Consider the following 12558-nt stretch of genomic DNA (forward strand, 5'->3'; position numbering starts at 1 on the left):
AGAGCTTAAACTCTTTCCATGTATTCTCCTGTTCTAGTATCTATTCTTATAACATCGCCATCGTTAACAAACATTGGAACATTAACTATTGCTCCTGTTTCAACTGTAGCTGGCTTTAATGAGTTTGTAGCTGTATTACCTTTAACACCTGGTTCAGTATATGTTATTTGTAATTCAACAAAATTTGGTGCTTCTACTGAGAAAGCACTTCCTTTAAAGAATTTTATAACTGCAAACATATTTTCTTTTAAGAATTTTATTGCATCTTCAACCTTTTCAGCATTTAAAGGAATTTGTTCAAAAGTTTCTTGATCCATGAAGTAATATAATTCTCCATCTGAATAAAGATATTGCATTTCTTTTCTTTCTATTACAGCTTCTTGTAATTTTTCAGTTGGATTAAATGTTCTATCTACAACTCCTCCTGAAATTACGTTTCTAAGCTTAGTTCTTACGAAGGCAGCTCCTTTACCTGGTTTTACATGTAAAAAATCTGTAACTGTAAACACTTGTCCATCGAATTCAAAAGTTACACCTTTTCTTAAGTCTCCTGCTGATATCATTAAATATCCCTCCAAAATTTATAAAATAATTACAATCTAAATTAATATTTATATACTAAAGTTCAATTGTTGTAAACTTCGACATAACAATGATATTTTATCAAAAGAAAGAAATAATTGCAATTATTTCTCTCTACTTTAAATAAAAAAAGTCTACAAAATAATCATAAATAGCATAAAAATATTTTAAATCACATCTTTATATTGTTTTTACTTAATTCTATTATCAATGAACCACTGTCTTTATTATGCTCAATTTTATAATTCTTTATAGCATAATTTCTTAACTTAGATAGGCTTTCTAAAATCTCCTCTTTTTCACCTTCTATTTTTAAAGATACAATCCAATTGCCATCTTGTTGCTTTGCTCCTTCTAAAAGTTCAATATTATCAAAATCTTTAAACTCAGAACTTATATTAGATATATTTTTATAGTCGTTTATAGTTACACTTTCTTTATATGACTCTTCTTTTTTTATAGTTAAATTAAATTTGTTTGTAGTATATAAAATCATACTCTGAAAACAAGACATAATAATTAGAATTATAGCTAATACTTTATTTCCTTTCATTGTTCAATTCTACTCCTAATATATAATTAGTATTGTCATTATTTATATTTTTTATATTAATATCACTATCTATTTTTTCTATTGCATCCATTTCATTTATTTTAAATTGTCCACCATCTTTATCTACGCATGCGCTTTCAATCTCATCTAAAAATATATTATTAATCCAACTTACTATATCATCACAATCAACACTACTTTCTTCAACTTCAATTTTATTATTATCAGCATTATTTATTAAATTTGATTTATTTTCTCTAAAAATATATATATTTTTAAATGTCATTGGTAACAGAATAAGGTTTACTATTATAAATAAAAATTTTATTCTTTTTATGCTTTCTACTTCTTTTTGAATTTTCAAATCATAAAATTTTCTTGGAATGAAGTTCTCGTTTCTTATATATTTTTTCATATAATACATCCTCGCAATTAACATTCATTATTTTTATTTCTTTATTGGCATTATCAAAGGTAATTATATCTTTGTTTTTTATGTTTTTATCTATATAAAAAATACTTTCTTTATTTTCGCATAAACTCTCAAAATTATTTATTCTATTAATTAGATTATCAAGTTCATTTTCAACAAAGGCACGATTAAACTTTCCATTTACCAATTCGATGTAATAATAAAATCCATAAAAATAAACTATACAATTAGAATTTAATGCATTTTTTCCTAATAAATTTACAATTATATCTTTAATAATAAATTGAACTGGAATAACCTTTATGTTGCTGGACCCTTTAGATAATATTTCTAATCTCTTTCCACCTTTTATAGAATAAATTGATACTAATCCATTTTTCTTATCATAATCATAATGGTATAATATATCCTCATTCTTGTGGAATTCTTTATTTAACTTAAATTCAACATATTCATATATGTGTGATTTTTTTATATTTTCAGTAAAGTGTCTTGAATATAATTCTTCTTCAATTATTATGAATTCTCTATTTTTACTCATTAATTTTTCAATTTCTTCAAACTGTTCAAATAAGTATTCTTTGTCTCTATATATAAAGCCATGTTTTTTCATAATTAAAACTGATTTTTTCATAATTCACTTCCTTAATACTTTAAATCTTTTTTAAATTATTAACTTTTTTATTTTTCACTATTCATATCTATATTTCTATATATTGGAATTAAAAATATTTTATTTCCATCAAATATATATTTTAATTCTCTACATATCTTCTTTTCTGTTAATAAATAAAATTTATCTTTTTCTATTTTGTACTTTAATTCATTAGTATCATTTTTTATATTAAAATTTTCAATAAAGATTTCTTCATTCTTCATTTTGTTTAATTCTTTATTAAAGTTTAGTAATGCTTTCTCTTCATTTTGTAATAAGCTATATCTGTCTCCATCATTATTGTATAGATATGACATCTCATTATTATTTTTCATAACTATAAAACTACAGCTACTTATAAGCATAACTATTGAAAATGCTAAAAGTGTACTTATAATAATATTTCCTTTACTTTTTATATACATCTAATAAATTCCCTTCCACTTTTGTCAATTATCTTTAAATAGATTAATTTATCTTTTTGTATGACCTTAAAATCTTTAACTTCTTTAAGTAATATATTAGGGGATATTCTTCCTGGGTACTTTGCACCTAATGATTCTTTATCACTTCTAATATTCTTACTTATCAAAACATTATCTTTATCCCTATAAAGGATTAAATATGTTTCACCAAATTCTATATCTCTTATTATGTCTTTTTGCAATATTGAATCTAGATTTATATAAAAGTTTTGCATTTTATTATATACTCTACTGATTTCTTGATTTTGTATATATACTTTATAACTATCAAAAATTAAGTTAGTTGATATAAGAAATATTATTGTTGTAAAAAAAATATACACCATTGATTCTATAATGGTAAATCCATTTGAATTTTTACTTATCATTCTTTTATTTCTAAACATACTCCATCCACCACATTTTTATAAAACTTTCTTCTATATCAACTTGAATATTGTCTTTATTAATAAGTCCTTTAATTAAAATTTCAATTTTATAATCATCTTCTTTAAGTTTAGAGATTTTAATATCATTTCCTTTTGTTAAATCCAAAATTTCTGTATTAGTTAACTCTTCAAAAAAGTTTTCATCAAAACTTAATGTTAACGGTTCTTTATTTAGTGTGTCTTTTAGTTTATTCATTTTATTATTATATTTTAATTCATTGGTAATATTATATATTGCTCTATTTAGCTCTTCTCTTAACATTCTTTCTTTTAATATACGATTATTATGAATATAAGTACTTATTGAGAAGATTATAATTAAACTCAACATAAATAATGCTGCAATAGCTTCTATTAAAATACTTCCTTTACTTTTCAATCTTATTTCCTTTCTAAAAATTTATATACTTTTAAAAGCCACTAATATTGATAGGATCAATGCCTGTTGCTATAGTAACCTTATATATATTATTTTTATTATCTTGAAACACTATAGTTTTTCCTTGCTTTATGTGACCATTGGATCTTACTTGTATACAATCATTTTTACTAATGATTCTTATTTTTCTTGGTAAAACAACTTGTTTTACTGTTGTTAGGCCATCTTTTCCAAATAAAATTCTATTTCGTATATTATCTATTTGAATTTCACCACTTTTTCTATTCTTCTTACAATAAGCTTTACTATAAGATAATAAATTTTCTACATCATAAAGAGCTGATTTGCTTTCTATATCATTTGAAATGGTAGAATGTATATCTTTTACTGATAAAGTTAAAGAAAATATTATTAAAATTATTGATAAACTTGCTACGACTTCTATTAAGGTAAATCCCTTTTTCTTCATTTAATCGCTCCTATTTTTAAGCTATCAAATAAAGGAAGAATAAAAATCATAAAAAATACTGTAATAACTATTGATATAAATATTATAAGAAATGGTTGTAATAAACTTAAGTATTTATTAATTGTTCTAATTAAAGATTCTTCTAACGTTAAACTTAGTTCTTTTAAAGCTTCTCCTATAGATCCACTTTCTTCCCTTACCTTTATTACAGCAATTGTATATTTAGAAAATATATTTGTGTCAGTTATTGCTTCACTTAATGTACTTCCTTTTAATATATCTTCATTAATTTTATTAAGTTTGTCACTTATATAATTAAAATTCATACTATCTGAACAATACCTGAGTCCATACGAAATATTCATTCCACTATTAACAATAATAGATAATATAAATACAATTACATACTCTAAAAACTTGTTAAAAATCTTGAAATTACTTAATAAACTTACATATCTTTTGTCTATTAATTTCCTTATACTTATGAATGGTATAAAAACTCCCCAGCATAGAAAAGATATAAAATTTAAAAGTGGATTTTCTTTTATATAATTACTTAATTCATATATTTTTTCACAACTAAAAGGTGGTTTTATTCCTATTGATAAATAAATACTATGAAAATTAGGTATAACTACTAAAGTTAAAAATACCATTAGTGCTAATATGCTTATCATTAATATCATTGGATATGTTAATGAACTTATAATATATTTATTTATAAAAGCTCTTTTTCCATAGTAATTTTTTAGCGTTTTTAAAGCTTCATATAGCTTTCCTGAATTTTCTCCTATAGATATTATTCCTATAAAAAACTTAGGATATAATTCTCTTTTTTCATCGAAAGCGTTAGATAATGTCATTCCATTTTCTATGTTTTTAACAATATCACTAATACTTCTTTTGTACTCTTTAGTTAATGTAACTTCTTTTATTAAATTTAAAGATTCATTTATTTTTATTCCATCTTTATATAATTGTGCTAAGCTTCCAGATATCAAACTTAATTCATTGTAGTTTATTTTCTTGTACCTTTTGTTAAGAAAACAATTTATTTTCTTAAAGATACTCATTTAATCCTTCTCCTTTCATAAATCTTACATAATCTTCATAGGATATTTGTCCTCTCTTTAATAACTTTTCTAAATCATCTTTCATTCCAATATTAGATAAACAGTACTTGTCTTTATAAATATCGACTTCATCATATTCCTTATCTAAAAAATATACAGCACTTATAAGTTTTCTTGATTCATATCCAGAATAATTACATTTTGAACAACCAGTTTTTTTATATAATTTAATTCCTTTATAATCATTTTTAATATCTTCCTTTTTACAATTTTCACATAGTATTTTTATTAATCTTTGAGATATTATTCCCACAATTGAATCTCTAAGTAAGTAAGGTTTTACCCCCATATCCTCAAGTCTAAAAAAGACTTCTCTTGGTGTTGATGTATGAATAGTGGTGTACACTTTATGCCCTGTTATCGATGCTCTTACAGACATAGATGCTGTCTCTTCATCTCTAACCTCTCCAACCATAATAACGTCTGGATCTTGCCTTAATATGTTTTTTAAACCATTTGAAAAATTTATATCTAATTTCTTATTTAAGCTCATTTGATTGATATTTGGAATGATTGCTTCCACTGGGTCTTCTAGAGTTGTTATATTAATATCTTCTTTATTGATTTCTTTCAATATAGTATACAGAGTTGTCGATTTCCCGCTTCCAGTTGGTCCATTAACTAAAACTAGACCTTTCTTTAATGACATAATCTTTCTTATTAATTCTATTTTTTCTTTTGAAAAATATAGATCTTCTAATTTATAATTAAAATTTTCGCTATATAGTATTCTTATAACTATTTTTTCACCATAAACTACAGGAATAGATGAAACTCTTAAATCATAATTATTATTGTTATAATTTATAAGTATTTTTCCATCTTGTGGTTTTCTCCTTTCTGATATATCCATATTAGCTTTAAGTTTTATTTTTGAAGCTAAAGTTAGGTATTCAGATAAAAGCATTTTGTGAACTAAAATTAATCCACCATTAATTCTATATCTTATATCTACTTCTTTTTCGCATGGTTCAAAATGTATATCACTAGCATTCCTTAAAATAGCATTATAAATCAAAGTATTTTCTATATCTTCATCTTCTACTTTATATATAATATCTCTTAAATAGTCATAATTTTGTTTACTTATTTCTTTTAAGACAATTTTATTATTATAAATAAACCTTAGGTATTCTTCTGCTTCATCTTTGATTTCATGTCCCAATACAATAGTTGTACTTTTTTCTTGTTTTATAGGAATAACTTTATATTTGTCAGATATCTTTTTACTTATCCTTCTTGAAATGCTCACATCTACATCTCTAATTTTATATTCAATTATATTTATACCTCCCTTCATCATTATTAAGTACTATACCCTCTTAATGTAAATATATTCAAAAAAATAGTAAAAACGCTAAAATCAAAGAGGTTACTCTCTAATTTCAGCGTTTTAATTTATTCATTAAATTTTATAAAATCATAATCATTAGCTTTATCTGATACTAAGCTTATTGTCTTATCCTCAGAGCAACTGTATACAGCTTTCTTTTTTGAACTATTATCTTTACCTATAAATAAAATCTCTCCATTTTCACCAATGCTTAATCCCTTACCTACTTCTACTATTGAAGGAAAGTCAAATACTACTCTTTGCACCTTATTTCCATTCACTTTATAAAGAGACTCCTTATCATTATAAGCTTTTCCAACAAAATATATTTCATCATTCTTAATTATAACATCCTGTAATAACTCAATTTTATCAGTTAATAATACTACTTCATTATTAGATTTATTAAGTATCATCAGCTCTTTATTATTATCAAAATCTATTTGTAAAAAGATAATATTTTCTTTTGAAGATTTTATAAATCCTAGATATCCTTCATCTATTTTATAAATAAGATTTTCTTTATTGTTATCTAAATCATATGTGAAAATTCCATTTATACCATCACTACTGATTCCATAATAGAGAATGATATTTTCATCATACCAGTCATATAAAACACCTGATACAGATACTTTAGAATTAATTTTCATTTCTTTGTTTTTATCTGTTTCAAATACTTTTAAATGTAAACCTTCATCTTCTATAAAGTATGATATATATTTTCCATTAGGGGATATTTTTATATCTGTAAATTCTCTATCTTTTACTTCATTTTTTTCTCCGTTATGTACAATATAATATTTTTTATCTTCACTGTATATATAATTAGAACTTGATTTGTCATAAGCTACTACTGCTTTATTTGGTTCGTATAATTTATATTCATCTTCTTTGTAATTATATAAGTTATACTTATCTTCTTCATATTTTAATATTGTACCTTGGTTAATTTGTAATTCCTCTGCTACGCTAATAGGTTCATCATTCTTAGATGAACATCCTAGCATCAGCAGAGGTACAACAATCAATACTAAAATACTCATTTTTTTCTTTTTTAACACGTTCATTTTTATCCCCTCAATTAATTTATCACTATAAAATAATATTTCCTTTACAAATAAATTCTGCTGGTCCACTCATATATACTCCATCTTCTAGAACTTCTATTATAAGATTTCCACCTGGAGCTTTTACAAATATCTTTTCTCCATTTACATAGCCTAATTTCTTTGCAACTACAGCTGAAGCACAACATCCAGTACCACAAGCAAGCGTTGCTCCAGCACCTCTTTCCCATGTATTTACACGTATATGATTTTTATCATTAACCTTTACAAAATTAACATTAGTTCCTTCTTTAAATAAAGAGAATTTTTCTATCTTTTCTCCATTTTCAACCTCATATTCCTGATTCTTTTCAAAAATAACAGTATGGGGGACACCCATTAGTAAAGTTGTCAGATTATATTTTTCTTTATCTATAACAACTTCTTCATCAATTAATTCTTCTAAATTATTTAATGGTATATCTTTTCCATCAAAAGATGGTTTTCCCATATACACTTTTACATATTCTACTTTATCATCTCTTAATATTAATTCTATTTCCTTAATGCCATCTCCTGTTTCAACCGGAAACTTAATACTATCTATGATTTTATTTTCATAAATATACTTTCCAAAACATCTTATTGCATTTCCACACATATTTGCTCTAGAACCATCAGAATTTATAATAACCATTTTAGCTGTTGAATTTTTTGATTTTCTAACAATAATTAAACCATCAGCTCCAATTCCAAAATGTCTATTACAAACTTTTTGTGCTAAATCACATTCATCTTTAATTTCATAATTAAAGTCTTCAATAAAAATAAAATCATTTCCTGCTCCATGCATTTTATAAAATTCCATTTTAGTATCTCCCCCAATCTATTTTCATTTTACTTAAATAAATATTAACAATTTAACTTAATGCCCCAATAGAATTTGAACTTGACTTATACTAAATTATTAATAATATCTTAAAATATAACGTTAAATTTTTTAATTTTTATGAATAAAATATAATTGCTTTGCTATGTAATATCAATATTTGATAATAAAGCAATTATAATGTTATACTATCTTAAAGGCATTATTTTTTGCCTAGTCGCACTAAGAAAGGACGAATTACAATGGCACTAGACGGTATCTACTTATATAGTTTAGTTAATGATTTAAAAAAATCAATATTAGATTCTAAAATAGATAAAATAAATCAACCTGAAAAAGATGAAATAATCTTAACATTAAGAAAAGAACGTAAAAATTTAAAGCTTTTAATATCAGCATCTCCAAGATTTGCTAGAATTCATTTAACTAATTCAACTAAAAGCAATCCTATAAAAGCACCAATGTACTTAATGGTGTTACGTAAATACTTATTAGGTGGTAGAATTACTAAATTGACTCAAAAAAATAATGATAGAGTTTTAGTAATTGATATAGAAAATCGTGATGAATTAGGCTTCAATAGCATTTATTCACTTATAATTGAAATTATGGGCCGACATTCTAATATCACATTAGTTAGAAATAGAGATAATAAGGTTATGGAATCAATAAAGCACATAACCCCAGATATTAATACTTTTAGAGTTCTCTATCCTGGTGTTAATTATGTTTATCCACCAGAATCTAATAAATTAAATCCTTTACTATTTGAATATGAAGATTTTAATAATTTTATATCTACTAATTCAATAATTTTTGATGAGAACTTCTTTTCAAAAACTTTTACAGGTATTAGTAAATTATTGTCTTCAGATTTATATTATAACATTATAAAATCCAATTCATCACCCATTAGAGAAGAAATTTATGAAATTTTTAAGAATTTTATATTAAATCTTGATAAAAATCTTTCATATAATATCTACACTAATGATAGTGGAGTTTATAAGGACTTTTATTTCTTAAAATTATCTTCTTTAGAAAATAATTTTTCTACTATAGAATATGATAATCCTAATATACTTATGGATGATTTCTTTTATAAAAAAGATAAGCAAGATAGACTTCATAATAAATCTATAGATTTACAAAAATTAGTTGTTACAAACATAGATAGATGTAAAAAGAAATCAAAAATTTTACATGAAACTTTAAAAGAATGTGATGAAAAAGAAAAATTGAGAATTAAAGGTGATTTACTAACGTCTTATATATATAGTATAAAAAAAGGTGCTACTAAAGCTTCTCTATTAAATTATTATAGTGAAAAAGAGGAGTATCTAGAAATAAGATTAGATCCTTTTAAGACTCCTTCAGAAAATGTTCAGGCTTATTATAAGAAATATAATAAACTAAAAGTTTCAGAAGAATACGCTAAATCTCAGCTTGATAAAAGTCTCAAAGAAGAAGAGTATTTAAATTCAGTTCTTACTAATATTCAAAATGTAGAAAGCTACGATGAAATAGGCGATATAAAAAATGAACTTGTTGAAACTGGTTATATAAGATTTAAAAAATCTGATAAAAACAATAAAAAGAAGAAAACCTCTAAACCACACCACTTTAAATCTAGTGATGGTATAGATATCTATGTTGGTAAAAATAACTTGCAAAATGATTATTTAAGTTTAAAGTTTGCTAATAAAAATTATCTTTGGTTACATACAAAAGATATTCCTGGTTCTCATGTTATTATTGCTGAATATGAAATACCAGATAAAACTTTAGAAGAAGCTGCAATAATAGCTGCTTATTATAGTAAAGCTAAAAATTCTTCAAAAGTTCCAGTTGACTATACAAAAGTTAAGGAACTTAAAAAACCAAATGGAGCAAAACCTGGAATGGTAATCTACCATACAAATAAAACATTGATAGTAGATCCAAAAGATTTTGATAATCTAAATTTAGAATTATAAGTTAAGTTATTCATGGATTGAATTCTTATAATCATATAATTTTCTGTATACTATTTAAAGAACAGAATGTATGTGTAATACTTTTTTAATTGGCTATGTTTTAAGTGAATGTTGATATTTTAGTATAAGGGCGAACTGGCATTGGAATTTGCTTTTTAGAACTCTTAATGAAGATTTGTACAATTAATTGCTTGTCAGCAATCTTTGATTGGGAGCATGCATTAATTGGACTAAGCTTTATTTTAGAGTTCTTAAAGTAAATTCCTCTGTCCATGAGCTTTATACTACAATATCAACACTGTTTTAAAGCATAGCCTTTTAATTAAAAGTCTTCAAAAATTCTACAATTTCATAAACAAAAAAACGATAACCCAAAATTAACTTTGAGTTATCGTTTTTTACTTATGCTGTATTTTAGCAAAGTGTTGATATAACCTTTATTTAAAGTTTATGTTTAATCCATCAATTCATTTATTAATGTATCTCCTGGATTTTTAATTTTTATATTATCAAAATATTGATAATAATAACATCTGATTGTTCCATTATATAACTTTCTATTTTTAGTAGATTTTATTCCTAACAATTTTTCAAATCCTTCAATAGATGTTAAAATATTAAAGTCCCACTCATTAAGTTTTCTCTTCATTTGGCCCATATAATTATAAAGAGGCTCTAATGTTTCTCTTTCACCAATTCTTTCACCATATGGTGGATTTGATATTATGAACCCATGCTTTTTAGAACTTGAAAAGCTCATGAAATCTCTCTTTTGGAATTTTATATACTTAGAAACTCCTGCTTTTTCAGCATTATCCATAGCAACTTTTAAAACTCTATAATCTATATCATATCCTATTAAATTTATTTCTTTATCTTTAACTGCTTTTTTAGCTCCATCTTTAACCATGGCAAATGTGTTTCTTATATCATCAGACCACTCTTCTGCCACGAAGTTTCTATTACATCCTGGTGCTATATTCAATGCTATCATAGCAGCTTCTATAAGTATAGTTCCTGATCCACAAAATGGATCTACAAGTTCAAAGTTATCATTCCATCTTGAAAGTAAAAGCATTGATGCTGCTAATGTTTCTTTTAATGGTGCTATTCCTGCTAGTTCTCTATATCCTCTTTTGTGTAATCCAGGACCAGTAGTATCTATTGTTAATGTTACTTTGTCTTTTAAAATAGCAACTTCTATTTTATATGTAGAACCACTTTCACTAAAAGTTTCAATTCCATAATGTTCACTCATACTGCTAACTACAGCTTTTTTTACTATAGATTGGCAATCAGGTACACTATGTAGTGTTGATTTTACAGATTTCCCTACAACATGCATAATTCCATCTTTAGGTATTATCTCATGCCATTTCACATTCTTAGTTCCTTGAAAAAGTTCCTCAAAAGATTTTGCTTCAAACTCAGCCATTTTAATTAATACTCTATCAGCAGTTCTTAAATGGACATTGGCTATAGCTATATCCATTTCATCTCCTTCAAATGTTACTTTCCCATTTTCAATTTCTAGATCTTCATAACCAAGCGCTCTCAATTCTTTTGCTGTTATGCTTTCTATACCAAAAGTACTTGTTGCAATTAAATTATACATATTTTGCTCCTTTTATAAAATTCATCTATTATACTAATTAATAGAATCATATATTTTTACAGAATCTTCTCCATCAATTTCATTTAACATAACTTTTATAACTTCATTTTTAGATGTAGGTATATTTTTACCAACATAATCTGCTCTTATAGGTAATTCCTTATGACCTCTATCTATTAAAACAGCTAATTGTATTCCTTCTGGCCTATCTAAGTCCATAACTGCATCAATAGCTGCTCTAACTGTTCTGCATGTATATAATACATCATCAACTAATATTACTTTTTTATCCTTTATAGTTGTTTCTATATCAATACTCTTAACTTTTGGATCTTTTTCAACTATAGTAAGATCATCTCTATATAAAGTTATATCAACATATCCTACATCTACTTTCCTACCTTCAATGCCTTCAATTTGCTCTGCTATTCTTTCTGCTAATGGATATCCCCTTCTTTTTATACCAATAAGGACTATATCTTCTACACCTTTATTTCTTTCAATTATTTCATGAGAAATTCTAATTAATGTTCTTTTTATCGCTTTATCATCTAATAAAGTTGATTTTAATTCCATAAT

Annotated in this window: 15 protein-coding genes; 1 reads left to right on the plus strand and 14 read right to left on the minus strand. The window is 24.7% G+C overall.

From position 1 onward, the window contains the following. Positions 1–5 precede the first annotated feature (5 nt). The 12 genes from efp to dapF form a co-directional block, all read right to left on the minus strand. A complete protein-coding gene (efp, locus tag NG904_RS00895; protein WP_252213346.1) occupies positions 6–563 on the minus strand; it encodes an elongation factor P in 558 nt (185 codons plus the stop codon). A 191-nt stretch (positions 564–754) separates the two neighbouring features. After that, positions 755–1135 (minus strand): hypothetical protein, encoded by a 381-nt coding sequence (locus NG904_RS00900; RefSeq protein WP_252213343.1) that lies wholly within the window; start codon positions 1133–1135, stop codon positions 755–757. Further along, positions 1122–1550 carry a hypothetical protein gene (locus NG904_RS00905; RefSeq protein WP_252229159.1) on the minus strand — a complete coding sequence of 143 codons (429 nt, stop codon included), beginning with the start codon at positions 1548–1550 and terminating at the stop codon, positions 1122–1124. Before NG904_RS00905 ends, NG904_RS00900 begins: the two co-directional genes overlap by 14 nt. Then, the gene (locus tag NG904_RS00910; protein WP_252229161.1) at positions 1501–2202 is read right to left on the minus strand and encodes a hypothetical protein; all 702 of its coding nucleotides are present in this window, start codon (positions 2200–2202) and stop codon (positions 1501–1503) included. Before NG904_RS00910 ends, NG904_RS00905 begins: the two co-directional genes overlap by 50 nt. Positions 2203–2249: 47 nt before the next feature. Further along, a complete protein-coding gene (locus NG904_RS00915) occupies positions 2250–2648 on the minus strand; it encodes a hypothetical protein (protein WP_252229163.1) in 399 nt (132 codons plus the stop codon). Then, a complete protein-coding gene (locus NG904_RS00920; protein ID WP_252213331.1) occupies positions 2639–3094 on the minus strand; it encodes a competence type IV pilus minor pilin ComGF in 456 nt (151 codons plus the stop codon). Before NG904_RS00920 ends, NG904_RS00915 begins: the two co-directional genes overlap by 10 nt. Further along, positions 3087–3515, minus strand: coding sequence for a hypothetical protein (locus tag NG904_RS00925; RefSeq protein ID WP_252229165.1), 429 nt, complete (start codon positions 3513–3515; stop codon positions 3087–3089). The genes NG904_RS00920 and NG904_RS00925 overlap by 8 nt, the downstream gene beginning before the upstream one ends. Positions 3516–3546: 31 nt before the next feature. Then, complete coding sequence (locus NG904_RS00930) at positions 3547–3984, minus strand: prepilin-type N-terminal cleavage/methylation domain-containing protein (protein WP_252229166.1); 438 nt, start codon at positions 3982–3984, stop codon at positions 3547–3549. Then, positions 3981–5057, minus strand: coding sequence for a type II secretion system F family protein (locus tag NG904_RS00935; RefSeq protein ID WP_252229168.1), 1077 nt, complete (start codon positions 5055–5057; stop codon positions 3981–3983). The genes NG904_RS00930 and NG904_RS00935 overlap by 4 nt, the downstream gene beginning before the upstream one ends. Continuing rightward, positions 5044–6420: a GspE/PulE family protein gene (locus NG904_RS00940; RefSeq protein ID WP_252229170.1), complete on the minus strand. Its 1377-nt coding sequence runs from the start codon at positions 6418–6420 to the stop codon at positions 5044–5046. Before NG904_RS00940 ends, NG904_RS00935 begins: the two co-directional genes overlap by 14 nt. Positions 6421–6515: 95 nt before the next feature. Beyond that, positions 6516–7520, minus strand: coding sequence for a hypothetical protein (locus tag NG904_RS00945; protein WP_252229172.1), 1005 nt, complete (start codon positions 7518–7520; stop codon positions 6516–6518). A 25-nt stretch (positions 7521–7545) separates the two neighbouring features. Continuing rightward, positions 7546–8367: a diaminopimelate epimerase gene (dapF, locus tag NG904_RS00950; protein WP_252229174.1), complete on the minus strand. Its 822-nt coding sequence runs from the start codon at positions 8365–8367 to the stop codon at positions 7546–7548. A gap of 263 nt (positions 8368–8630) precedes the next feature. Here dapF and NG904_RS00955 point away from each other — a divergent pair, with 263 nt between their 5' ends. Then, entirely contained in the window at positions 8631–10364 is a 1734-nt protein-coding gene (locus NG904_RS00955; protein ID WP_252229176.1) for an Rqc2 family fibronectin-binding protein, read from the plus strand. Between the two features lie 454 nt (positions 10365–10818). Here the strand turns inward: NG904_RS00955 and NG904_RS00960 are convergent, their stop codons facing one another. Together NG904_RS00960 and pyrR are read right to left on the minus strand one after the other, a co-directional pair. After that, positions 10819–11979 carry a THUMP domain-containing class I SAM-dependent RNA methyltransferase gene (locus tag NG904_RS00960; RefSeq protein WP_252213307.1) on the minus strand — a complete coding sequence of 387 codons (1161 nt, stop codon included), beginning with the start codon at positions 11977–11979 and terminating at the stop codon, positions 10819–10821. 33 nt (positions 11980–12012) lie between these two features. Then, positions 12013–12555 carry a bifunctional pyr operon transcriptional regulator/uracil phosphoribosyltransferase PyrR gene (gene pyrR, locus NG904_RS00965; RefSeq protein WP_252213304.1) on the minus strand — a complete coding sequence of 181 codons (543 nt, stop codon included), beginning with the start codon at positions 12553–12555 and terminating at the stop codon, positions 12013–12015. Positions 12556–12558: the final 3 nt, after the last annotated feature.

The sequence above is a fragment of the Clostridium sp. ZBS15 genome (assembly GCF_023845705.1).
GTDB lineage: Bacteria > Bacillota > Clostridia > Clostridiales > Clostridiaceae > Clostridium > Clostridium aquiflavi.